Source organism: Nonomuraea sp. NPDC049750, assembly GCF_040659625.1.
Taxonomy (GTDB): domain Bacteria; phylum Actinomycetota; class Actinomycetes; order Streptosporangiales; family Streptosporangiaceae; genus Nonomuraea.
In genome coordinates, this window is the sequence record NZ_JBFANB010000037.1 from 25,213 (window position 1) to 48,535 (window position 23,323).

At 69.6% G+C, this 23,323-nt stretch carries 23 protein-coding genes; 14 read left to right on the forward strand and 9 right to left on the reverse strand.

The annotated features are described in order from the left end of the window. Window positions 1–240: 240 nt before the first annotated feature. The gene (locus AB0J16_RS50890; protein ID WP_358553901.1) at window positions 241–1,575 is read right to left on the reverse strand and encodes an MFS transporter; all 1,335 of its coding nucleotides are present in this window, start codon (window positions 1,573–1,575) and stop codon (window positions 241–243) included. A 125-nt stretch (window positions 1,576–1,700) separates the two neighbouring features. Here AB0J16_RS50890 and AB0J16_RS50895 point away from each other — a divergent pair, with 125 nt between their 5' ends. The 6 genes from AB0J16_RS50895 (at window position 1,701) to AB0J16_RS50920 (ending at window position 6,944) form a co-directional block, all read left to right on the forward strand. Then, a complete protein-coding gene (locus AB0J16_RS50895) occupies window positions 1,701–2,309 on the forward strand; it encodes a winged helix-turn-helix domain-containing protein (RefSeq protein ID WP_358553758.1) in 609 nt (202 codons plus the stop codon). Window positions 2,310–2,529: 220 nt separating this feature from the next. Continuing rightward, on the forward strand, window positions 2,530–3,480 hold the full coding sequence (gene rpsB, locus AB0J16_RS50900) for a 30S ribosomal protein S2 (protein ID WP_358553761.1): 951 nt from the start codon (window positions 2,530–2,532) through the stop codon (window positions 3,478–3,480). A gap of 299 nt (window positions 3,481–3,779) precedes the next feature. After that, the gene (gene tsf / locus AB0J16_RS50905) at window positions 3,780–4,613 is read left to right on the forward strand and encodes a translation elongation factor Ts (protein ID WP_358553763.1); all 834 of its coding nucleotides are present in this window, start codon (window positions 3,780–3,782) and stop codon (window positions 4,611–4,613) included. Between the two features lie 123 nt (window positions 4,614–4,736). Beyond that, the gene (gene pyrH / locus AB0J16_RS50910) at window positions 4,737–5,435 is read left to right on the forward strand and encodes a UMP kinase (RefSeq protein WP_225290523.1); all 699 of its coding nucleotides are present in this window, start codon (window positions 4,737–4,739) and stop codon (window positions 5,433–5,435) included. A 43-nt stretch (window positions 5,436–5,478) separates the two neighbouring features. Then, entirely contained in the window at window positions 5,479–6,036 is a 558-nt protein-coding gene (frr, locus tag AB0J16_RS50915; protein WP_358553766.1) for a ribosome recycling factor, read from the forward strand. Between the two features lie 68 nt (window positions 6,037–6,104). Beyond that, window positions 6,105–6,944, forward strand: coding sequence for a phosphatidate cytidylyltransferase (locus AB0J16_RS50920; protein ID WP_358553768.1), 840 nt, complete (start codon window positions 6,105–6,107; stop codon window positions 6,942–6,944). 11 nt (window positions 6,945–6,955) lie between these two features. Here AB0J16_RS50920 and AB0J16_RS50925 read toward each other — a convergent pair whose 3' ends face one another. Continuing rightward, entirely contained in the window at window positions 6,956–7,978 is a 1,023-nt protein-coding gene (locus AB0J16_RS50925) for a suppressor of fused domain protein (RefSeq protein ID WP_358553770.1), read from the reverse strand. 132 nt (window positions 7,979–8,110) lie between these two features. On the opposite strand from AB0J16_RS50925, the gene rlmN reads away from it, so the two are divergent. Further along, the gene (rlmN, locus tag AB0J16_RS50930; protein WP_357942983.1) at window positions 8,111–9,211 is read left to right on the forward strand and encodes a 23S rRNA (adenine(2503)-C(2))-methyltransferase RlmN; all 1,101 of its coding nucleotides are present in this window, start codon (window positions 8,111–8,113) and stop codon (window positions 9,209–9,211) included. Window positions 9,212–9,289: 78 nt separating this feature from the next. On the opposite strand, the gene AB0J16_RS50935 is transcribed toward rlmN, so the two are convergent. From AB0J16_RS50935 to AB0J16_RS50945, 3 genes are all read right to left on the reverse strand, one after another. Then, a complete protein-coding gene (locus tag AB0J16_RS50935) occupies window positions 9,290–9,991 on the reverse strand; it encodes a GDSL-type esterase/lipase family protein (RefSeq protein ID WP_358553772.1) in 702 nt (233 codons plus the stop codon). An 80-nt stretch (window positions 9,992–10,071) separates the two neighbouring features. After that, on the reverse strand, window positions 10,072–10,743 hold the full coding sequence (locus AB0J16_RS50940; RefSeq protein ID WP_358553774.1) for a hypothetical protein: 672 nt from the start codon (window positions 10,741–10,743) through the stop codon (window positions 10,072–10,074). Next, window positions 10,740–11,483 carry an ATP-binding cassette domain-containing protein gene (locus AB0J16_RS50945; protein WP_358553776.1) on the reverse strand — a complete coding sequence of 248 codons (744 nt, stop codon included), beginning with the start codon at window positions 11,481–11,483 and terminating at the stop codon, window positions 10,740–10,742. Before AB0J16_RS50945 ends, AB0J16_RS50940 begins: the two co-directional genes overlap by 4 nt. Window positions 11,484–11,624: 141 nt before the next feature. On the opposite strand from AB0J16_RS50945, the gene AB0J16_RS50950 reads away from it, so the two are divergent. Next, on the forward strand, window positions 11,625–12,173 hold the full coding sequence (locus AB0J16_RS50950; protein ID WP_357656443.1) for a DivIVA domain-containing protein: 549 nt from the start codon (window positions 11,625–11,627) through the stop codon (window positions 12,171–12,173). Window positions 12,174–12,203: 30 nt separating this feature from the next. Here the strand turns inward: AB0J16_RS50950 and iolD are convergent, their stop codons facing one another. The 4 genes from iolD to iolC are packed head-to-tail and all read right to left on the reverse strand — an operon-like array spanning window position 12,204 to window position 16,787. Further along, window positions 12,204–14,060: a 3D-(3,5/4)-trihydroxycyclohexane-1,2-dione acylhydrolase (decyclizing) gene (gene iolD, locus AB0J16_RS50955; protein ID WP_358553778.1), complete on the reverse strand. Its 1,857-nt coding sequence runs from the start codon at window positions 14,058–14,060 to the stop codon at window positions 12,204–12,206. Beyond that, window positions 14,057–14,965, reverse strand: coding sequence for a 5-deoxy-glucuronate isomerase (gene iolB, locus AB0J16_RS50960; RefSeq protein WP_358553780.1), 909 nt, complete (start codon window positions 14,963–14,965; stop codon window positions 14,057–14,059). The genes iolD and iolB overlap by 4 nt, the downstream gene beginning before the upstream one ends. Then, window positions 14,962–15,858 (reverse strand): deoxyribose-phosphate aldolase, encoded by an 897-nt coding sequence (locus tag AB0J16_RS50965; protein ID WP_358553904.1) that lies wholly within the window; start codon window positions 15,856–15,858, stop codon window positions 14,962–14,964. Before AB0J16_RS50965 ends, iolB begins: the two co-directional genes overlap by 4 nt. A 5-nt stretch (window positions 15,859–15,863) precedes the next feature. Beyond that, window positions 15,864–16,787, reverse strand: coding sequence for a 5-dehydro-2-deoxygluconokinase (gene iolC / locus AB0J16_RS50970; protein WP_358553782.1), 924 nt, complete (start codon window positions 16,785–16,787; stop codon window positions 15,864–15,866). 258 nt (window positions 16,788–17,045) lie between these two features. Here iolC and AB0J16_RS50975 point away from each other — a divergent pair, with 258 nt between their 5' ends. From AB0J16_RS50975 to AB0J16_RS51000, 6 genes are read left to right on the forward strand one after another with little or no spacing between them, the layout of a single operon-like run. Further along, complete coding sequence (locus tag AB0J16_RS50975; protein ID WP_358553784.1) at window positions 17,046–18,440, forward strand: extracellular solute-binding protein; 1,395 nt, start codon at window positions 17,046–17,048, stop codon at window positions 18,438–18,440. After that, window positions 18,415–19,341 (forward strand): sugar ABC transporter permease, encoded by a 927-nt coding sequence (locus tag AB0J16_RS50980; protein WP_358553786.1) that lies wholly within the window; start codon window positions 18,415–18,417, stop codon window positions 19,339–19,341. Before AB0J16_RS50975 ends, AB0J16_RS50980 begins: the two co-directional genes overlap by 26 nt. Continuing rightward, window positions 19,338–20,156 (forward strand): carbohydrate ABC transporter permease, encoded by an 819-nt coding sequence (locus AB0J16_RS50985; RefSeq protein WP_357943003.1) that lies wholly within the window; start codon window positions 19,338–19,340, stop codon window positions 20,154–20,156. Before AB0J16_RS50980 ends, AB0J16_RS50985 begins: the two co-directional genes overlap by 4 nt. Then, window positions 20,156–21,226 (forward strand): ABC transporter ATP-binding protein, encoded by a 1,071-nt coding sequence (locus AB0J16_RS50990; RefSeq protein ID WP_358553788.1) that lies wholly within the window; start codon window positions 20,156–20,158, stop codon window positions 21,224–21,226. The genes AB0J16_RS50985 and AB0J16_RS50990 overlap by 1 nt, the downstream gene beginning before the upstream one ends. Next, window positions 21,223–22,407, forward strand: coding sequence for a CehA/McbA family metallohydrolase (locus AB0J16_RS50995; protein WP_358553790.1), 1,185 nt, complete (start codon window positions 21,223–21,225; stop codon window positions 22,405–22,407). Before AB0J16_RS50990 ends, AB0J16_RS50995 begins: the two co-directional genes overlap by 4 nt. Beyond that, complete coding sequence (locus AB0J16_RS51000; protein WP_358553792.1) at window positions 22,398–23,291, forward strand: TIM barrel protein; 894 nt, start codon at window positions 22,398–22,400, stop codon at window positions 23,289–23,291. The genes AB0J16_RS50995 and AB0J16_RS51000 overlap by 10 nt, the downstream gene beginning before the upstream one ends. Window positions 23,292–23,323: the final 32 nt, after the last annotated feature.

Here is a 23,323-nt window from a genome sequence, read left to right on the forward strand (position 1 = left end):
GGCTGGGGTCTAGCTGCCTGAGCCGTATGTCACGGATGGCGTCGCTGGATGCTCCATGCTGCGGTGTTCGCAGAGCTGGGCCGTCAGGTTGATGCTCGGTCGCCGTGGTGCGTCGGGTGGGCGGTGAAGGTCGGTCGCCGTGGTGCGTTGGGTGGGCGGTGAAGGTCGGTCGCCGTGGTGCGTCAGTTCGAGGGGGAACATCAGGGGATGGCACTGGACGAGGTGTTCTCGTCTGGAAGGTCAGGACTTCGAGGGCTCCGGCGAGGGCTGGGTCGGTGCCGGGTCAGTGGGGTCCGCGAAGCGATGGCGGCGGCCAGGGCGCAGGGGAGAGGCCCAGATCCAGACCGTACTGAGTGCGATGCCGACCGCTGAGACGAGAATGACGGGACGCAGGCCCACGAACTCGGCCAGCGCGCCACCCGCGAGGCCGCCCAGAGCCATGACACCCTGTACGGCGAACGTCATGGTGGCATTGACGCGGCCCCGGAGTTCGGGGGCGGTTTCGCGCAGGACGATCGCGCCCATGCAGGTCGCGAACGCGACTACGACGCCACCCGTGACGACGCCGGTGAGCGTGAGCAGAGCCAGCTTCCACCAGAGGGGGCCGCTGAGCAGGCCCACTGCCAGGATTTCGATCGGGAAGAAGAGTACGGAGACGAGGAGCACGCGGTTCTCGCCGTAGCGTTTGGCGGCGCGGGTGGTGATCCAGGCGCCGATGAGCCCGCCGACGCCGCCGAGGGCGATGAGGGCGCCGATGAGGCCCCTGGGGATGCCGAGGGTGTTCACCATGTACAGCATGTAGACGGCCGTGTAGGCCAGGGCGAAGAAGTTGATGGTGACGCCCGCGCCGAGGAGGGCACGGAGTACGGGATGGGTGGCGCTGACGCGAAGCCCTTCGGTCACGTCTCGCCACATGCCTCGGGAGGGGGCCGGCTCGTTCTTCTCCGGGGTACGGATCGAGCGCAGCAGCAGCGCCGAGGCCAGGAACGACAGCGCCTCCGTGAGCACCGCCAGCGGGGCCGTCAGCAGCTGTACGAGGAGCCCGGCCAGGCCGGGGCCGCCCACGGAAGCCACTGAGTAGGAGGCGTGGAAGCCGGCCATGGCCTCCGTTCGCTGTTCAGGGGAGACGATCGCGGCTACGTGCGGAAAGTTCGCGGCCCTGAAGAGCACGCCTGCTGAGCCGATGACCAGGGCGACGGCGATGAGCCAGAAGGCGTTGAGTACGCCCAGGAGCCAGGCCACAGGGACCGTCAGCGCGGCGGCGCAGGAGACGAGTTCGCAGGTGATCATGAGGGGGCGGTGGCGCGAGAGGCGGTCGGCGATCGCACCCGACTGGAGGCCGAGGAGCAGGGCGGGTAGTGAGGCCGCCCCGGTGAGCAGGCCCATTTCCATGGGGGAGGCGGCGAGCAGGGTGACCGCGGTCAGCGGCACGGCCAGCTTGGACACCTCGGAGCCGGTTACGGAGATGGTGCGAGCGGTCCAGAGCAGTCGATAGTCGCGCTGTTTGAGGAGCGGGATGAGGTCTGGCGCCGGTGGGGCGTCCCCAGGCGAGGCTGCGTCCGTGGGTGATAGCACCCCATCGGGTGCGATCGGGTCGCGAGGTGGCGCCGATTTGTGAAGGGAACGCTTCATAACTATGAAAGTAACCCTTCAGAGTTATGAAGGCAATACTTCACATCACTTCCGGGTACCTTGGTGCCATGACGCGGGAGAGCCTCAGTGACCCCAAGGCGATGCGGGCCCTGGCGCACCCGGCCCGGCTGGCGATCCTGAACCGGCTGGGTGTCGACGGCAGCGCCACCGCCACCGAGGTCGCCGAGGTCGCCGGCATCACTCCGAGCGCCGCCAGTTACCACCTGCGCATGCTGGCCAAGTACGGGTTCGTGGAGGACGCGCCGCCGCGGGGCGACGGGCGGGAGCGGGTCTGGAAGCCGACGAGTACGCCCCTGTCGGTCGGCGTGCAGCCCGGTGATCAGCCGGAGGTGCGTGAGGCCAAGCACCTGCTGATCCAGGCGTTTCGCAAGGAAGCGGACGAGGAGGCCCGGCGGGCGCTGGAGAACATCGACCAGGAGCCCGAGGAGTGGCGCGAGGCGGCCCGCTTCAGCCGACTGATGCTGCGGCTCGACGCCGAGGAGATGGCGCGGCTCAATGTCGAGGTCGAGAAGCTGTTCGAGCCGTACCTGGCGCGCCATCGCGATGAACGGGCGGCGCCTCCCGGCGCCAGGATCGCCGAGGCCCAGGTCAATCTCTTCCCGCATGTGCGGAGGGCGGCGCCGGGGCTGCCCACGGAGGACCACGACGCGGGCTGACCCGAGACGGTCAGGCCGGGGCGGCGTGGGAGGTAGACTTTTGGGTGGCCTGTGTATCACAGGCCGACTTCGCATGCCCCATCGCGGACCGCGCCATCGGTCCGAGCCACGGCTCGGCTGGAGCGGGTTCGGGGCATCAGGGCGACAGCCACTGGGCTGCCGCGGCACAACCGAGAACCGCGCCCGCCCGCACGGGCGCCCAGACCTGGAGGACCATCACATGGCCCCCGTCGTCACCATGCGACAGCTGCTCGAGAGCGGCGTTCACTTCGGGCACCAGACCCGCCGCTGGAACCCGAAGATGAAGCGCTTCATCTTCACCGAGCGCAACGGCATCTACATCATCGACCTGCAGAAGTCGCTGTCGTTCATCGACCGTGCCTACGACTTCGTCAAGGAGACGGTCGCCCACGGCGGCACGATCCTGTTCATCGGCACCAAGAAGCAGGCGCAGGAGGCCATCTCCGAGCAGGCGGCTCGCGTCGGCATGCCGTACGTCAACCAGCGCTGGCTGGGTGGCATGCTCACCAACTTCTCCACCGTGCACAAGAGGCTTCAGCGTCTGAAGGAGCTCGAGGAGCTCGACTTCGACAACGTCGCCGCCTCGGGGCTCACCAAGAAGGAGCTCCTCATGCGCCGGCGTGAGAAGGACAAGCTCGAGCGCACGCTCGGCGGCATCCGTGACATGGGCCGCGTGCCCAGCGCGGTGTGGATCGTCGACACCAAGAAGGAGCACATCGCGATCAGCGAGGCCAAGAAGCTTGGCATCCCTGTCGTCGCGATCCTCGACACCAACTGCGACCCCGACGAGGTCGACTACCCGATCCCCGGCAACGACGACGCCATCCGCGCCGTCGGTCTGCTGACCAGGGTCGTCGCCGACGGTGTCGCCGCCGGCCTGATGGCTCGCTCGGGCGCCGCTCGCGGTGACGAGAAGCCCGCTGCCGCCGAGCCGCTGGCCGAGTGGGAGCGCGAGCTCATCGAGCAGGGCGCCGCCGAGCAGGCCGCCCCTGAGCCGGCCGCCGAGGCCGCCGCCCCCGAGGCCGCTCCCGAGGCCGAGGCCGAGGCCGCTGCCCCTGAGGCTGAGGTCGAGGCTCCGGCCGAGGTCACGGCTGAGGCTGAGGCCGCTCCGGCCGCCGCCGAGGGCGAGACCGAGCAGCAGCAGGCCTGACCGCTCACACCTCGGGTAAACACCGAGGTGGCGAGCAGTCGCCTACCGAGCCCGGCTCCGTGGAGTGACCCGCACGCGAGGCCGAGCGGAAATCGCAGACGCTGAGCCCGGCGCCGGGGGTCAAGACCCCCGGCGCCGGGCAAGGCCGGAAGAGCCGGGACGGCCGCGAAGGCAGGGCTGCTCACCAGGTAAGACTTTGAGCTCCTGTACGGCAGCCGCCGGCCGTTCGAACCATAGGGTGGGTGCCGGAAGGTCGGCGCCCACCCGATCCACGACGAAATCCCACAAGGAAAAAAGCAATGGCTTCCGTGAACATGGCCGACGTCAAGCGGCTTCGCGAGATCACCGCGGCCGGAATGATGTCTTGCAAGAAGGCGCTCGAAGAGGCTGACGGCGACATCGACCGCGCCATCGAGCTGCTGCGCCTCAAGGGCGCCAAGGACGTGGGCAAGCGCGAGGCGCGCACCGCCTCCAACGGCCTGGTCGCGCTCAAGCAGGACGGCGACTCCGCCGCCGCGCTGCTGGAGCTCAACTGCGAGACCGACTTCGTGGCCAAGGGCGAGCGCTTCCAGGAGCTGGCCGGTCAGGTCGTCGAGCACATCCTGGCCACCAAGCCGGCCGATGTGGCGACGCTGCTCGAGTCCTCCTTCGACGGCAAGACCGTCAAGGAGCACCTCGACGTGGCCAACGCCGCGCTGGGCGAGAAGATCGAGATCCGCCGGTTCTCGGTGCTGGAGGGCGGCTACATCGGCGCCTACATGCACCGCACCGACCCGGCGCTGCCGCCGGCCGTCGGCGTGCTGGTCCAGCTCGACAAGCCGAACGCCGAGGTCGCCAAGGACATCGCGCAGCACGCCGCCGCGATGGCCCCGCAGTACCTCAACGCCGCCGCCGTGCCCGCTGACGTCGTCGAGAAGGAGCGCAAGCTCTTCGAGGAGATGACGCGCGAGGAGGGCAAGCCCGAGGCCGCCATCGGCAAGATCGTCGAGGGTCGCGTCAACGGCTGGTACAAGGACTTCACCCTGCTCCAGCAGGCGTTCGTCAAGGACAACAAGAAGACCGTCGGCAAGTACGCCGAGGAGAACGGCTCCGAGGTGCTGGCCTTCGTTCGCTTCAAAGTCGGCCAGGCTTAGGCTTGAACGAAATTCCAGCCCATCGAACCGCCTAAGAGGGAGGCCGCCGCCGTGCAGGAGAACCAGGAGCCAGCTACGTCGGCGGCTTCTTCGTATCAGAACCCGCTCCGGTGGAAGCGGGTCATGTTGAAGCTGTCAGGTGAGGCGTTCGCCGGTGGCGACCCGCTGGGGATCGACCCGCTGGTGGTCGACCACCTGGCCGACTCGATCGCCGAGGCCGTACGCGAGGGTGTGCAGGTGTCGGTGGTGGTCGGCGGCGGCAACATGTTCCGCGGCGCGGCGCTGTCCGAGCAGGGCATCGACCGCGCCCGCGCCGACTACATGGGGATGCTGGGCACCGTCATCAACTGTCTCGCGCTGCAGGACTTCCTGGAGCGGCGTGGCGTCGAGACCCGCGTGCAGACCGCCATCACCATGCAGCAGGTCGCCGAGCCGTTCCTGCCGCGCCGCGCGATCAGGCATCTGGAGAAGGGGCGCGTGGTCATCTTCGGCGCCGGGCTCGGCTCGCCGTTCTTCTCCACCGACACCGCGGCGTCCCAGCGCGCCCTGGAGATCGGCGCCGAGGCGCTGCTCAAGGGCACTCAGGTGGACGGAGTCTACGACTCCGATCCACGGAAGAATCCCGACGCGGTCAGGTTCGACCACCTCGACTACGGCGAGGTGCTGATCCGCGACCTCCAGGTCATGGACGCCACCGCGATCAGCCTGTGCAAGGACAACGACCTCCCGATCGTCGTCTTCGACCTGATGGGCGAGGGCAACATCCTGCGAGCGGTCCGCGGTGAGAAAATCGGCACGCTGGTGAGTCCCGCAGGCAAATGAGGGAGCGCGCCCGACATCGCCAGCTAGAAGACAGGGAGCCGCTGTGATCGACGAAACCCTCCTCGAAGCCGAGGAAAAGATGGACAAGGCCGTTACGGTCGCGAAGGAGGACTTCGCGGGCATCCGGACGGGCCGGGTAACCCCTTCGATGTTCAACAAGATCAATGCCGAGTACTACGGCACGCCGACCCCGATCCAGCAGTTGGCCTCGTTCCATGTGCCCGAGGCCCGCATGGTGATCATCCAGCCCTACGACAAGGGTTCGATGGCCGCGATCGAGAAGGCGATCCGTGACTCCGACCTGGGCGTCAACCCCGGCAACGACGGGGCGGTGATCCGCGTGTCGTTCCCCGAGCTGTCGGAGGACCGGCGCAAGGAGTACATCAAGGTCGCCAGGAACAAGGGCGAGCACGCCAAGGTGTCCGTGCGCAACATCCGCCGCTCCGCCAAAGAGATCCTCGACAAGATGATCAAGGACGGGGAGGCGGGCGAGGACGAGGTCCGCCGCGCGGAGAAGGAGCTCGACGACATCACCCAGAAGCACGTCGCCAAGATCGACGAGCTGCTCAAGCACAAGGAAACCGAGCTGCTCGAGGTCTGAGCGGCGCGCCGCACGGCCCTCGCCCGGTGGCGGGGGCCGTGGCTCATGGAAGACCCGGGAAGAGATCTGTGGACGAAAGTACGGCTGGCACCAGCCCGAGCGGCGGCAGCCGTACCGGACGGAACCTTCCTGCCGCCATAGCGGTGGGCTTGGGGTTGGGCGCGCTGGTCATCGGCACGCTCTACACCGTCAAAGAACTCTTTCTCCTGGTGCTGGCGGGGGCCGTGGGCGTCGGGGTCGTGGAGCTGACCCAGGCGTTCGGGAGCCGCGGCATCAAGGTGCCGACCGTGCCGCTGCTCGGTGGCATGGTCGCGATGTTCGCCGGTGCCTACTGGGGCGGGCCCGTATGGCTGCTCGGCGCGTTCGTGGTGGTCGTCTTCGTCCTGCTGATCTGGCGGATGTTCAGTGACGGCACCGACGGCTACGTACGCGACACGACCGCTTCGGTGTTCATCCTGGTCTATCCGCCGCTGCTGGCCGGGTTCGCGGCGTTGCTGCTGGCGCCTGTCGACGGCCGTGATCGGGTGGTCATCTTCATCGCGGTGACCGTGGCCAGCGACATCGGCGGCTACATCGCGGGCGTGCTGTTCGGCAAGCACCAGATGACCGTCATCAGCCCGAAGAAGACCTGGGAGGGGATGGCCGGGTCCATCATCGCGTGTGTGGCGGTGGGCGCCTGGCTGGTGAGCTGGCTCATGGACGGGCAGCTCTGGCAGGGCGCCCTGATCGGCGCGCTCGTGGCGGTGCTGGCGACCGTCGGTGACCTGATCGAGTCGATCATCAAGCGGGATCTCGGCATCAAGGACCTGGGCACGCTCCTGCCGGGCCATGGCGGTCTCATGGACCGGCTCGACTCGCTGGTGACCACGCTGGTGCCGGTCTGGCTGCTGATGACGCTGTTCTTCTGACGCGTCTGACGCTAGTGGCGGTGTTCTTCCATCGCCTCGATGGTGACCGGCTGGAGCCAGAGCCAGCGGACAGCCTCACCACCAAAGGCGAATCCTGATAAATCCGGCATGGCGGGTGGGTCGGCGACCATCATGACTCCCGCGTACTGCGGGCCCAGCGGGAACGTGGCCGGTTCGTGATACCACTTGGCCGTATGCCCGTGCCCTAGCCACGTGACCGAGTGCCACGGATACTGCGACAGCCACACGAGCAGCAGCGCCGCCTCGCGCGGATCCTCACGGGTGGCCACGGCCAGCTCGATCCTGGCGTACGCGCCCGGCCGGTCGATCCACTGCTCGACGGTGGGCATCCGCTGGCAGCTCATCCCGACCGTCGACAGCACCGTGAACCCCCGGCGCCCGTACGGCGGCCGCTCGGTGACGCCGACAGCCGGCAGCCGTTCCCCGCTCACGTCCCAGTAGCGCCCGGCCGGCCCGAGCCCCCGTTCCAGATGCCCCATGACGAACTCCTGGAACGACGCCCAGGACCCCTCCCCATGCCGCCAGCGCCAATAGGACCTGGCGTTGGAGATGCGCGGCCGCAGCCCTTCGAGCGCCTCGGACAGTGCCCAGGCGAACGGCGTCTCACCCACGGCGTCACGGGCGTAGCCGGGCATGCCCCTGCTCATGTCGGCCCACCCGGGGATGACCGCCAGCAGGTCCTCGTCCTCATAGACGGCGACCCCGTCGCCCTCCTCGAACCACAGCGCCGTCAGCTGCCCGAGCGGCCGGCGTCCGGCCGGGTGCGTGGTGTTGGGCCGGGGCATGAGCGGCGGCAGCCCCGAGTTGAGCCTGGCCAGATCGACGACCTCGGGCGCGGGACGGTGGTTGGCCAGCCACACGGCGCCGTGCACGGCGCCGTCAGGCGAGCACAGGTAAGCTACCGAGGCGTCCTCGTCCCGCTCGACCACGAGCGTTCGGCTGCCGTACGGGTTGCCGGCGGTGAGGACGACCTCGGTCTGCCCCTCGCCAGAAGCCGACCGGAAAATCGCCATACGAGATGCACTCTAGATCGGCCCCTACCCTCATGCGAGAGCTTCCGCCACCCGGAGCTCCCTCATGGAATGACACCTGGGAGCCGAACGTTCACTAACCTGGTCGGTAACCACCCAAGCAAAGGCAGGAACGTGTCCCAGCAGCCAGGCCAGCTCACCTTCGTCGCGCCGCGCAGGGCCAAGCCGGCTCGGCACCTGGCGGACCTGTCCATGCCCGACCGCCGCGCGGCGGTGACGGAGCTCGGGGAGAAGGCCTTCCGCGCCGACCAGCTGTCCCGGCACTACTTCGAGCGCCTGAACGCCGACGTGCACGCGATGACCGACCTGCCCGCGGCGGCCCGCGACAAGCTGTCGGTGCTGCTGCCGTCGCTGCTCACCCCCGTCAAGGAGCAGACCACCGACGCCGGCACCACCCGCAAGACGCTGTGGCGCCTGTTCGACGGCGCGCTGGTCGAGTCGGTGCTGATGCGCTATCCCGACCGGGTGACGATGTGCGTGTCGTCACAGGCCGGCTGCGGCATGAACTGCCCGTTCTGCGCCACCGGCCAGGCCGGGCTGACCCGCAACATGTCCACCGCCGAGATCGTCGAGCAGGTGGTCTCCGGCGCTCGCGCGCTGGCCGCGGGCGACGTGCCCGGTGGCACGGGGCGGGTGAGCAACGTGGTCTTCATGGGCATGGGCGAGCCGCTGGCCAACTACAAGCAGGTCATCGGGGCCGTACGCCGGATGGTGGAGCCCGCCCCGCACGGCCTCGGCATCTCGGCGCGCGGCGTCACGGTCTCCACGGTCGGCCTGGTGCCCGCCATCGGCAAGCTCGCCGACGAGGGCCTGCCGGTCACGCTCGCCCTGTCCCTGCACGCACCCGACGACGAGCTGCGCGACACGCTGGTGCCGATCAACACGCGCTGGAAGGTGTCGGAGGTCCTCGACGCCGCCTGGGCGTACGCGGCCAAGACCAAGCGGCGGATCTCGATCGAGTACGCGCTGATCAAGGACATCAACGACCAGGAGTGGCGGGCCGACCTGCTCGGCAAGCTGGTACGCAACAAGCTGGTGCACGTCAACCTGATCCCGCTCAACCCGACGCCCGGCTCCAAGTGGACCGCCTCCCGGCCGGAGGACGAGCGGGCGTTCGTGCGGCGGCTTGAATACCACGGTGTGCCGGTGACCGTCCGCGACACCCGCGGCCGCGAGATCGACGGCGCCTGCGGTCAGCTCGCCGCCGCCGAATAAGCCCTGGGAAGAGCTCGGAAGCCCAGGGAGGAGCTCTGGGAAAGCCACGGAAGAGCTCTGGGAAAGCCACGGAAAAGCTCAGGAAGAGCGCACGACGCCCTCGATCAGGTCCGCGATCATCCCGGCGCCGCGGCTGTTCAAATGGACGGTGTCCGTGGTCAGCAGCAGGCCGCGGCTCTTGGCGATCGAGTCGAAGCCGCGTCCCAGAAAGAAGTGCTGCATCGCGGCGGTGGGCGCCAGCAGGCTGTCAGGCCGGTAGTGGACGCGCGGCTTGCGGTCCGACTTCTCCAGGTGCGCCACCATCTGCTCGTTGAGCGGGAGATACTGCACGAACTGCTCGGCCGCCACCTTACGTACGATCTCCCCGAACTCCGACGTCCGCCGCAGCACCACCGAATCGAGGTCTTCGCCGAGCACCGGCGGCGAGATCAGCGCGATGCGGGCCCGGGTCTCGTTCTTGAGCCGGGTGGCGATGGCGGAGAGGTTCGCCGCGTAGCCGTCGGGGCTGATGTCCTCGGCCAGCTTCCACCGGTCGCGCAGCTTGCGGGCGGTCGTCTCGCCCAGTGTGGCGGTGGCGTCGTTGGTGCCGATGAGTACGGTGACCACGTCGGGATCCTGGTCGACGACCTCGGAGAGCCGGTCCAGCACATGGGCGGAGACGTCGTAGTTGACGCCCGCGTTGATCACAGTGGTGCCCGGCAGTCTGGACTCCAGCATTTTCACGTAGTTCGCGCTGACCTGACCACGCGTGATGCTGTCGCCGACACAGATCACCTTCATGACGCCTGCTCCTCGTAGGTGGGTGAGTACTCACTAACCTAGCGGCTAAAAGGGGCACGCGTGACGTTCCCCTCGTTTTTTCAGGGTCGCGTACGGCGCAGCCAGGCGTAACAGCCCAGGCCGAGCAGGCACCACCCCAGCGAGATGGTCGCGAGCTCAGGCAGCCGGGCGGTCAGCTCGGCGGAGTTCGCGGACTTCATCCAGGTGATGACCGGGACCGTGAGCCAGTACAGAGGCGAGGCGCTGAGCATCAGCATGACCAGGAAGCCCAGCAGCAGCGACATGATGGAGATCGCGGGGGAGCGCAGGATCGCCCGGCTGGTGAGCGCGCCGAGCGTGACCCCGGCGAGCGTCGCGAGGCCGTACAACGTCAGGACCGCGGCGAACTCCTCAGGCGCCGGGACCGTGCTGACGCCCAGTGCCAGGCCCCAGCCCAGGGCCAGCGCGATGAGCACCAGAGACGTCGCGAAGGCCGCCAGCAGGCCCGCGCTCAGCTCGCGCAGCCGGCCGCCCACGCTGATCGCCGACATGGCGCGCTGCTGATCCGGCTCGGTGTCGAGCAGGCTCCTGCTGGACCAGGCCAGGATCGGGATCACCAGCACCGCGGCGTCCGTGAGGACCTCGGTCTCGGCGCCCTTGGGCGCGCGGCTGCCGTAGAGGATGGCGACCAGCGCGAGCATGAGCAGGAGCGCCTGGAAAATGCGGTGGGACCGGATGTAGGCCGCGACGCGGAAGACAGTCAGGGCGATCATCGCTGCTCCTCGGTGACGTCCGCGACGTTGGCGTCCGCGTCCGCGACCTCCGCGAGGTGGGCGGCCTCCGCGGCGGATGTGACGGCTGTGGCGACGGACACGTCCTGGACCCGGTAGCCCTCGTCGCGCATCCTGGCCACGAAGGACCGGACCTCGTCCACCGGCAGATCCACCCGCACGGTCGCCCGCTGCCCCGCCGTACCCTCCTTGACCAGGCCGTCCACCACCGTCCAGTGCCGGATGGAGGGAAGGTGGCGCAGGCCGCCCTGGTGGTCGCTGGCGACCACGATGGCGCCGCCCTCGGAGAGCTCCGTGACGATGGACGGCAGCACCTCGCGGGTGTCGGCGTCGAGCCCCGCGAACGGCTCGTCCAGGATGAGCAGGCCGGGCCCGCACATCAGGGCCTGGGTCAGCCCGACCTTGTGGGCGCTGCCCTTCGATAACTCGCCCAGCCGCAGGCCGAGCAGGTGAGCCATGCCGAGGCGCTCCGCCCAGGGCTCCCAACGGGCGCCGCCGCGTATCCGGGACATGTGGCGCAGGTAGCCGGAGACCGTGAAGGGTTGTTCGAGCGGGAAGCGGTCCGGGGCGAAGCCGACCACCGCCGGGCGGTCGGTGATGGTGCCCGACGACGGCTTGGTGAGCCCGGCCAGCAGGCGGAGCAGCGTGGACTTGCCCGCACCGTTGACGCCGGCGACCTCGATCACATCACCGGGATCAAGGTGCGCGTCCACGTCCTTCATGACAGAAGGATCACGTCTTCGATAACGGAAAGAGACCTTGGTCAATCGCATGGTGCAGTAACGGTATATCTCAGTTCGCATTGTCAGGATAAAGAGCCCCACAATATGAGCAGCCCCTAGCACACCGCAGAAGGAGTGAGCTTGAACCGCTTTCCACGCGTCATGGGTATGCGTTCAGGCTACGACCCGGTCGAGGTCGACGCCCTGATCGGGCGCATCGAGGCGACACTGGGCAGGGGGCCGCGCGACATCGAGCAGGTCACGGCCGACGACGTACGCAGAGCGACGTTCCGGGCCAGGCGCGGCGGTTATCAGGAGACCGCGGTGGACTTCGCGCTGGAGGCGTTCGTGGTGGCGCTGGAGACGCGGGCCAAGAGTCCCGTACGGCTGGCCATGACCGAGCCGACCGGTGAGATGCTGCGCGAGGAGTGGTTCGAGACGCAGGCGGCGCGGGTGGAGCGGGTGGCCTTCCGGCCCGGGCGGATGGGCACGGGCTACAACGAGGACGAGGTCGACGCCTTCCTGGACCGGATCGTGGCCACGCTGCGCGGCACCACCGACTACCCGGTGACGGCCAAGGATGTCCGCGAGGCGAAGTTCTCGACCGTGCTGCTGCGGCCCGGCTACCTGATCGCGGACGTCGACTCGTTCCTGGCGGGCATCGCCGACGTCCTGAAGCAGCGGGCCTGAAGCAGCGGGCCGGAAGCAGCGCCCCTTCTGTCAGGTGGGCGTGATGTGTGGCTTCTGGGCGCTCTTCTCGGACTCGTACGAAGCGCGCACCATAGGGCCTTCCGGCGCGGTCGAGAGCTCGGCGACCGGGACGTCCCACCACGCCTCCGACGAAGGACTGTCGAGCATGGGGTCGGCGCGGACATAGATCACGGTCGTCTCCTCGGCCGCGCGGGCCGCCTCCAGAGCCTTGCGGAAGTCGGTCAGCGTGTCGGGCCGCAGTACGGTGGCGCCGAGGCTGGCGGCGTTGGCGGCCAGGTCCACCGGCAGGCCGTCGCCGTCGTAGCGGCCGGTGCCCCGGTAGGCGTAGGAGGTGCCGAGCCGCTGGGCGCCGACGCTCTCCGAGAGGCGGCCGATCGAGGCGAAGCCGGAGTTGTCCACCAGCACCACGATCAGCTTGATGCCCTCGGAGACGGCCGTGACGATTTCCTGGGCCATCATCAGGTAGGACCCGTCGCCCACCATGACGAACACCTCGCGGTCAGGGACGGCCATCTTGACGCCCAGCCCGCCGGCGATCTCGTAGCCCATGCAGGAATAGCCGTACTCCACGTGATAGCTGCCAGGACCGCTCGGCCGCCACAGTTTGTGCAGGTCGCCGGGCATGGAGCCGGCCGCGCAGACCACCACGCCGTCGTCGCCGGCCGCGGCGTTGACCGCGCCGATCACCGCCGACTGCGGCATCGGCCGGCCGTCCAGCGCGTACGCCTCGTCCACCACCGCGTCCCAGGCCGCCGACAGCTCGGCGGCGCGCGAGCGGTAGGACTCCGCGGTGCTCCAGCCCGCGCAGGCCTCGGTCAGCTCGGTCAGGCCCTCGCGGGCGTCGGCCACGAGCTGGAGCCCCGACAGCTTGGCCGCGTCGAAGCCGGTGATGTTCAGATTGACGAACCGGGCCTCAACCGAGAAGAGCGTGCGGGAGGCCGTGGTGAAGTCGCTGTAGCGGGTGCCGACGCCGATGATCAGATCGGCCTCGCGGGCCAGCGCGTTGGCCGCGGTGGTGCCGGTCGCGCCGACCGCGCCCATCGCGAGCGGATGCCCGTACGGCAGCGCGCCCTTGCCGGCCTGTGTCTCGGCGACCGGGATGCCGTACGCCTCGGCGAGGGCCCGCAGCTCGGCCGTGGCCTCGCTGTAGATCACCCCGCCGCCGGCGATGATCAGCGGCCGGCTCGCCGACTTGATCAGCTCGGCCGCCCGCGCCAGGGCCGCCCGCTCGGGTCGGGGTCGCGGCATGTGCCAGAGGCGGCGCTCGAACAGCTCCTCCGGCCAGTCGTACGCCTCGGCCTGGACGTCCTGCGGCAGCGCCAGGGTCACCGCGCCCGTCTCGGCCGGGTCGGTGAGGACGCGCATGGCGGCCAGCAGCGCCGAGGGGAGCTGTTCGGGCCGGTTGATCCGGTCCCAGAAGCGCGACACCGGCTTGAAGCAGTCGTTGACCGAGATGTCGTACGAGCGGGCGTCTTCGAGCTCCTGGAGCACCGGGTTGGCGACCCGGGTGGAGAACACGTCGCCGGGCAGCAGCAGCACGGGCAGCCGGTTGATCGTCGCGCCCGCCGCGCCGGTGATCATGTTGGTCGCGCCGGGGCCGATCGAGGTGGTGCAGGCCAGGGTGGACAGCCGGTTGGCGGCCCGCGCGTAGGCGGCGGCCGCGTGCACCATGGCCTGTTCGTTGCGGCTCAGGTGGTAGGGCAGGTCCTCGGTCGAGGTGGCCAGCGCCTGGCCGAGCCCGGCCACGTTGCCGTGGCCGAAGATGCCGAAGCAGCCGCCGAACAGCCGGTGCTCGACGCCGTCGCGCTCGCTCCACTGGTGAGCCAGGAAGCGCACCACGGCCTGTGCCACGGTCAAACGGATCATGAAGTCCTCCCGAACGGCAGTCTCGCATCGATGGCCTGGCCGTCCCAGGAAGAGCGGATCCAGGCGTGCCGGGGGTCGTCGCAGAACGCCATCGACCGCTCATCGGCGGGACCGGCCAGGACGTTCAGGTAGTACAGGTCGTAGCCGGGTGCGGCCATCGACGGGCCGTGGTAGCCATAGGGCACCAGCACCACGTCACCGGAGGAGACCTCGGCCAGCGTGTCGATCCGGCCCCGCTCGGAGGAGTAGACGCGCTGGTAGCCCAGGCCGCCGTCGGCCACCTCGAAGTAGTAGATCTCCTCCAGCACGGCCTCGCCCTCGTTGGGGGTGTCGTGCTTGTGCGGGGGATAGGACGACCAGTTGCCGCCCGGCGTGAGCACCTCCACGGCCACGAGCTTGTCGCACTCGAAGACGCCAGGGGCGCAGAAGTTGTTCACCTGGCGGCTGGCCTGGCCCGCGCCCCGGATCTCGACCGGCACCTCCGAGGCCGGAACATACCGTGGAGCCAGCCGCCGGGTCGCCCGAGCGGAGGGGAACGCGATGCGGCCCAACCCCTCCACCGTCACATCCGTAGAAATCGGGATATAGGCGAAATCAGAAGGCCCAGCGAAGACCGACGCGCGGCCTGTCAGCTCGAACCGCTCGCCACCGCACGTCACCGTGCACGAACCCGACAACGGCAGGACCAGCATCTCCTCCTCCCCGGTCGAAAAGGTGACGGCGGTTGGAGAGGTGACGGCGGTTGGAGAGGTGACGGCGGTCGAGGTGGCGCCGGTTGAGGGGGAGGCCGCGTCGCCGCCGAGGTCGGCCACCCGCAGCCCCGAGTAGGTCCAACCGGCCAAGGCGGGCGTGATCTCCACCGACCACGACCCGCCGGCGGCCTTGCCGTACGGAAGGTATGTCATGAGCGCACCTCTCGAACCAGAGCGGCCGCGCCGTCCACCGCGGCGGCCACGTCGTCGTCCGGAGGGTAGAGCAGCGCGCGGCCGATGACGAGCCCGCGCACCCCCGGCAGGCGCAGCGCGCGGTCCCAGTCGGCGTAGGCGGCGTCGATGTCGGGCGGGTCGCCGCCGAGCAGCAGCGCGGGCAGCGTGGTGGCGGCCATGACGCGCTCCATCTCGGCGACCGCGGGGATCTTCAGCCAGGTGTAGGCGGAGGTCGTGCCGAGTGCCTGGGCGACGCTGATCGACCGGATGACCGCCTCGGGCGACAGGTCGTTGCGCAGGACGCCCGCCTCCGTACGCGCGGCCCAGAACGGCTCGACCATCGCCAGCAGCCGCCGGCGGGCCAGGTCGGAGACCGCGTGGGCGCATGATTCGAGTGTGGTGACCGTGGCGTGGTCGGCCGGGTCGATGCGGCAGAGCATCTTGCCGCCGTCGAGGCGCATGGCGTCGATGGCGGCCGCGTCGAAACCGGTGAACCGGTCGTCCAGTTCGAACACCGAGCCCTGCAGACCGCCCCGGTTCATCGAGCCGAAGGCCAGCTTCTCCTCCAGCGCGCCGAGCAGCAGCAGGTCCTCCAGCACGTCGGGGGAGGCCAGGATGCCGTCCACGCCGGGCCTGGCCAGCGCCGTCTGGAGCCGGTCGAGCAGGTCGGGGCGGCTGGCCATGGCCAGCGGCCGGTCGCGGACGCCGAGCGACCCGCGCGCCGGATGGTCGGCCGCGATGATCAGCAGGCGCTCGCCCTCACCTGGCAGCCCCCGGCGCTGCCGGCGGGCGGCGGCGCGCTCGATCTCCTCCGGCCGGGTGGCCCGGATGTGGGTCAGGTGGTCGTAGCGGGCGGTTCGGGGCAGCGTCATGTCGCTCATAGGAGTGCCTGCACCTCGTCAGTCGTGGGCATCGCGTCGGCGCAGGCCAGGCGGGCGGCCACGTAGGCCCCGGCGGCGTTGGCGAAGCGGATCGTCCGCTCCAGCGGCCAGCCGCTCAGCAGCCCCAGGCAGACGGCGCCGCCGAACGCGTCGCCCGCGCCGATGCCGTTGACCACGTCGACCTTGACCGGCTCCGCCACCACGTACTCGTCCCTGCTGCGGGCCAGCACCCCGTTGGGGCCCATCTTGACGATGGCGACGCGCATCCCGGCGTCGAGCAGCGCCTGCGCGGCCGCCTCCGGGTCGCGGGTGCCCACCGCGTTCTCCACCTCGTCGAGGTTGCCGACGGCCACGTTGGCGTACGGAAGCGCCTGGCGTACCGCCTCCTGGGAAGCCTCGGGCGACTCCCACAGCATGGGGCGGTGGTCCAGGTCGAAGACGGTCAAGCCGGACGTGCGCGCGGCCAGGGCGGCGGCGTGCGCGGCCCGGCTCGGCTCCTGGCTCAGGCCGGTGCCGGTGAACCAGAACAGCTTCGTGTCCCGGATCGCGGCCAGGTCCAGCGACTCGGCGGTCAGTTGCAGGTCCGGTGGATGCTCGCCCCGGTAGAAGTAGAGCGGGAAGTCGTCCGGCGGGAAGATCTCGCAGAACGTGACGGGCGTCGGGGGACCTTCGACGGTGGCCACGAAGGAGTCGTCCACGCCGAAACCGCGGATCGCCTGCCGTACGTACTCCCCGAAGGGGTCGGCGCCGACCGCGGTGATCACGGCGGCGCGCAGCCCGTGGCGCGCGGCCGCGACCGCGACGTTTGTCGGGCTCCCGCCGAGGAACTTACCGAAGGTGTCGACGTGGGCCAGGCCCACGCCGGTCTGCAGCGGATAGACGTCGACCCCGGAGCGGCCGATCGTGATCAGGTCGTACAACGCACCTCCAGTGACGGAGCCTTCGTGCCTACTATGGCATATTGTCATGACATTCGGATGTCCGCTATGCCGGTCTTTCTTCCCTGACCGAAACCCCGGTAAGTGGATCGTCTAGGGTGGGACCGCCGCCGAGACCTCCTCGTGACAAAGATGCAGCATGCGGACACACTCCCGAAATATCGGCAGGCCTTTACGTCATCTGGATGTCATGACATATTGGCCGGGTTCCTGGCTTTAAGGACATGTCGGAGGGTTTGCATGGGATTGCGGAAAAGGTCGGTAGGCGCGGTCGCGGTCCTCGCCGTGTCCACGCTGGGGCTCGCCGCGTGCGGCCAGTCGTCCGGCGGCGACTCCGGTGGCACGATCGAGTTAACGATCGCCCAGAACGCCATCGCGGGCGGCAAGAACGCGGCGGCGGCCGAGTTCCTCGCCAACTGGGTCGCCCCCAAGTTCGAGGCGGCCGAGAAGGCGAAGGGGAAGGACGTCAAGGTCAAGTTCGTCCCCAGCGGTGTCGACGACGAGCAGTACAAGACCAAGCTCTCCCTCGACCTGAAGTCAGGCAAGGGCGCGGACGTGATCGACCTCGACGGCATCTGGGCCGGTGAGTTCGCCGAGGCGGGCTACATCAAGCCGCTGTCCGAGGTGGTGGGGGCGAGCGCCGACAGCTGGGACGGCTGGCAGCAGATCCCCGAGTCGGTCCAGGGACTGGCCACCTTCAACGGCAAGAAGTACGCCCTGCCCGTCGGCACGGACGGCCGGGTGCTCTACTTCAACAAGACGCTCTTCCAGAAGGCCGGGCTGCCCGCCGACTGGCAGCCGAAGAGTTGGCAGGAGATCCTCGACGCGGGCGCCAAGCTGAAGACGGCGGGCGTACCGGTGCCGATCCAGATCAACGCCGGCACCGCGATGGGCGAGGCCACCTCGATGCAGGGCGTGCTCCCGCTGCTGGCGGGCGCGGGCGGCGAGGTGCAGAAGGACGGCAAGTGGACCGGCGCGTCCCAGCCGCTCAAGGACGCCCTCGGCCTCTACCAGAAGATCTACGGCGGCAGCGGCCTCGGTGACCCCAAGCTCCAGCAGGAGGCCAAGGGCCGCGACAAGTCCTTCCAGCAGTTCGCCGGCGGCAAGATCGGCATCCTGATGGAGGGCGACTACTTCTGGCGCGGCGTCGTCAACCCCAAGGACGGCGTGGCCAAGATGGCCGACCGCGACCAGACCGTCGGCTACGCCCTGATCCCCGCCATGGAGCCCGGCAAGGGCCTGCGCGGCCAGGACTTCGTCAGCATGTCGGGCGGCGCGCTGCGGACCGTCAACCCCAACAGCAAGCATCCGAAGGAGGCCTTCGACCTGCTGGCCTTCACGCTCTCGCCGGAGGGGCTGAAGGAGGAGACCAAGAACGGCAACGTGCGCATCACCCCGCGCACCGACGTCAACAAGGAGATCCTCGCCGGGGAGCCGCTGCTGACGTTCATCTCGGAGAAGGTGCTGCCGCTGACGGCCTACCGGCCGCCGGTCGCCGTCTATCCGCAGGTGTCGGCCGCACTCCAGGAGGCCACGGCCGCCGTCGTCGGGGGCACGGCACCCGACCAGGCCGCCGCGGACTACCAGAAGAAGCTCGAAGGAATCGTCGGTGGCGCAGGCAATATCGCCTCCTGAAGCTCTCGAGGACGCACCGGCCCGTCGCTACAGCTCGGACGCGGCGGGCCTGGGCAGGCTGAGAGCGGGCGCGTTCGTGGCGCCCGCGCTGGCGCTGATCGCGGTGTTCCTGGTCTTCCCCGCGCTCTGGGTCCTCTACCTCGGCCTCACCAACTACCGCCTCACCGGAGCCGCCGCCGCCGAGCCCCAGCTCGTCGGCCTGGACAACTTCGTCAAGGCGGTCTCCGACCCCGCGTTCTGGAACTCGACCTGGCTGACCGTCCAGTTCGTGCTCGGCTCGGCCGTCATCGGCCAGGTCGTGCTCGGGTTCACGATCGCCTGGCTGATGCGCGATCGCACCGGACCGCTCAAACGGACCGTCGAGGGCCTGGTCATCCTGGCCTGGATCCTGCCCAGCGCGGTGGTCTCGTTCCTGTGGGTGGCGCTGCTCGACCGCGACGGCGGCACGCTCCAAGCGCTGCTGCACGTCCCGGGATTCGCGCCGCTGCTCGACCACCCGATGCTGTCGATCGTCATCTTCAACACCTGGCGCGGCGCCGCCTTCTCGATGATGTTGTACGGCGCCGCGCTCGGGAACGTGCCGCCCTCGCACCTGGAGAGCGCCCGCCTGGCCGGAGCCTCCGGCTGGCAGCAGTTGCGTGACGTGGTGTTCCCCCACATCAGGGGACACATCCTGACGAACCTTCTGCTGATCAGCCTGTGGACGTTCAACGACTTCACCCCGTTCATGCTCACCGCGGGCGGGCCCGACGGTCAGACCGAGGTGCTGGCGGTCCACGTCTACAAGGTCGCGCTGCAGGGCAGCGAACTGGGCTACGGCGCGGCCGTCTCCACGGTCATCCTGCTGATCAACCTGGTCGTGGCGGTGTTCTACCTGCGCCTGCTCAGGAGTAAGAAATGACGCGGTTCGTGCTGGGCCGGATCGGCTTCTACACGCTGATCGCGGTGCTGCTGGCCTTCTTCACCATCCCCTTGCTGTGGCTGGCCGCCGCGCCGTTCACCTCGGACCCCACCTACGAGGTCCGGGTGCCCGACTTCACGCTGGACAACTTCACGGCGATCCTGGAGCATCCGTACGCGCTGCCGTCGCTCCTGAACTCGCTGGTGCTGGCGGTCGGCACGGCCCTGCTCGTGGTGGTCTTCGCGGCGCTGGCCGCGTACGCGCTGAGCCGGGTGCGGCTGCCGGGCCGCGACGCGCTGCTCTACGCGCTGCTGCTGCTGTCCTCGATCATCACCGGGACGGCCGCGATGGTGCCGCTGTTCCAGCTGGCCGTCGAGCTGAACCTGATCGACTCGCAGTTCGGGGTGATCCTCATCCTGACCGGCGGCCTGCTGCCCGCGGCGATCTTCATGCTCAAGGACTTCATGGACTCCACGCCGAAGTCCTACGAGGAGTCGGCGCGCGTCTTCGGGGCCTCGCCGCTGCAGATCGTCCGCCACGTGGTCGTCCCCCTGGTACGGCCCGGACTGGCGACGATCGCGGTGTGGGCCGTGGCCAACGTGTGGGGCAACTTCCTGATGCCGTACCTGCTGCTCAGCGATGTCGAGAAGCAGCCCGCGGCGGTCATCATGTACACGCTCTACACCGAGGGCGGCCAGGCCAACCTCACTCTGCTGTCCACGTTCGGCCTGCTCTATTCGGTCCCCGTGGTGCTCATGTACCTGTTCGTCAGCAAGAAGTATGGCTTCCGCTTCCACGGAGGGATCAAGCGCTGATGGCCGCAATCGAACTGCGAGCCCTGACCAAGGTCTACCCCGGGGGAGTCAAAGCGCTCGACTCGCTCGACCTGGCCATCCCCGACGGCGAGTTCTTCGCCCTGCTCGGCCCGTCCGGCTGCGGCAAGACCACGCTGCTGCGCACGATCGCCGGGCTGGAGACCGCCACGAGCGGCGCCGTCGTCATCGGCGACCGCGACGTCACCGGCGTCCAGCCGGGCGGCCGGGACATCGCGATGGTCTTCCAGGACTACGCGTTGTTCCCGCACATGGACGTCACCGACAACATCGCCTACCCGCTGCGCATCAAGAAGGTCGGCAAGGCCGCCCGGCAGCGCAAGGCCGAGGAGGTCGGCGCCAGGCTGGGCCTGGACCAGCTCATGGACCGGCGCCCCGGCCAGCTGTCCGGCGGCCAGCAGCAGCGGGTCGCGCTGGCCCGCGTCATGGCGACGCAGGCGCAGGCGTTCCTGTTCGACGAGCCGCTGTCGAACCTCGACGCCCGGCTCCGCCTGGAGGCCCGTACGTTCCTGAAGAAGCTGCAGCGCGAGCTCGGCGTCACCACCGTCTTCGTCACCCACGACCAGGCCGAGGCCCTGGCCATGGCCGACCGGATGGCCGTCATGGAGGCCGGGCACATCCGGCAGATCGGCACGCCGGCCGAGGTGTTCCAGCGGCCCGCCAACACCTTCGTCGCCGGCTTCATCGGCTCGACGCCGATGAACCTGCTCGACGGGACCGTCCGCGGTGACACGCTGGAGGTGGCCGGATGCAAGGTGCCGGTCCCCGTCTCGGCCGAGGGACTGCTGACCGACGGCGAACGGATCGTGTACGGCGTGCGGCCCGAGTACAACACCTACTCGGCAGAGCCCGCCGAGGGCTCGCTGGGTGGAAAGGTGGTCATCGTGGAGAACCTGGGGGCGTCCCACCTGGTGACGCTGGAGGTCGGCGAGGTGCTCGTGCAGGCGGTCGTGCCCGAGGGCGGCGAGCCGTCGATCGGGGCCGACGGCTTCGCCGCGCCGCGCCGCGACCGGGCCCTGGTCTACCGGGACGGCGAGCTGGTGTCGGCATGACCGTGATCCGCGGCCACTGGAGCCTGGACGACCGGCTGGAGCGGATCCTGCGCGAGTTGCCCTTCGAGGTGCCGGCCGGGACCGGCGCGCTGACCGTACAGCTGAGCTTCGACCGGTCACAGGGCGTGCTCGACCTCGGCTGCGGCTCGCCCGACGGGTTCCGTGGCTGGTCGGGCGGCGCGCGCGACGAGTACACGATCACCGCCGACTGGGCGACCCCCGGCTACCTGCCCGGCGAACTGGAGCCGGGGACGTGGCAGGTGTGGCTGCGGCTGCACCGGGTGCCGCCGCAGGGGCTCGACTACACGCTGCAGATCCACACCGAGGCCGCCGCGCCCCCACGGCCGGTGACCGAGGAGCCGCCCCACGGGGACCGGCCGCCGCGCCGCGACCTGCCGGGCGTCGACGGCCTGCGCTGGTTCGCGGGCGACTTCCACTCCCACACCGTCCACAGCGACGGCGTGCTGACCATCCCCGAGCTGGCCGAGCTGGCCAAGGGCCGTGGCCTCGACTTCCTGGTCGTCACCGACCACAACACCGTCAGCCACCACCCCTGGCTCGGCGACGATCGAGGCATCGCCCTGCTGCCCGGCCAGGAGGTGACCACGGATCGGGGGCACGCCAACGTGTTCGGCGACGTGGGCTGGGTGGACTTCCGGCAGCCCGCCGACTCCTGGGCCCGGCACGCCGCGCGCGAGGGCGGGCTGATGTCGATCAACCACCCGCTCGGCGGCGACTGCGCCTGGCTCCAGCCGCTGAGCGAGCGGCCGCGGATCGCCGAGGTATGGCACTCCGGCTGGTGGGACCGGCGCTGGGGCGCGCCCTTGGCCTGGGCCGACGCCTGGGGCCCCGATCTGGTCGCGATCGGCGCCAGCGACTTTCACCGCGTCGGCGACGACGGCCTGCCGGGCGCGCCGACCACCTGGGTCCTGGCCGAGGACACCAGCACGATCTTCGATGCCGTCGCCGCGGGCCGTACCGCGATCTCCGCGGGCCCCGGCGAGCCGCTGCTGCTCAGGCTGGGCGACGAACTGCTCGCGCTCGACGCCGACGGCCTCGTCCTGGTGCGCCCCGGCGGCGATCGCCAGGTCATCCGCGGTGAGCGGGTACTGGTCCCCGCGAGAGAGGGACGGCACCGCCTGGAAACGTACGAGAACGAGGTGATCGCCATATGCGCGTGACACGAGTCGCCAACGCCCCTGTGAGTTTCGGCGTGTTCGAACTGGCCGACGCGCCGCCTCCGCTGAGCGCCGACCAGATGGTCCGTGCGCTCGCCGACGCCGGTTACGCGGGCATCGACCTGGGGCCCATCGGCTATCTCGGCACCGGCGCCGACCTGGTGGAACGCCTCGACGGGCTGCTGCTCGCCGGCGGCTGGGCCGACCTGCGCTACAGCGACGCCGTGGAGTTCGAGAAGGGACTGGCCGCGCTGGACGCGACGCTCGACGTGTTCGCCGCCGCGCCGCCCGCCCCCGAGCACCTGGCGCCCCGGCCCACGCTCGGCTGCTCGGGCTCTCCGGCGAGGTTCGCCAGGCCGGGCGGGAACGCTCCCGGGCTGGCCGCCGCCGACTGGCCCGGCTACGCCTCCCGCGTCCAGATCGCGGCCGACCGCTGCCGCGAACGCGGCTTCGAGCCAGCCTTCCACCACCACCTCGGCACCTACGTCGAGACGCCCGAGGACGTCGAGCGGCTGCTGGAGCTGACCGACGTACAGCTCTGCCTGGACACCGGCCACCTGCTGCTGGCCGGCGGCGACCCGGTGACCGCCCTGCGCGACTGGTCGGATCGGGTCGGCCACGTGCACGTCAAGGACGGCGACACCGCGATACTCGGCCAGGCCCTCGCCGACGGCGTGGATCTGCGCGAGCTCATGGGCCGGGGCGGCTTCGCGCCGCTGGGCGAGGGCGAGCTGGACCTGCCGGGCGTCGTCCGCGCGCTCGACGAGATCGGCTACCAGGGCTGGATCATCATCGAGCAGGACACCCTGCCGGGTCGCCGGTCAGTTGAGCGGAACATCGCCGATCAAGCCGCCAACCGCGAGAAGCTGAGAGAACTGGGACTGTGACTCCCAGGCTGACCCCACGCTGGAGGATCGGG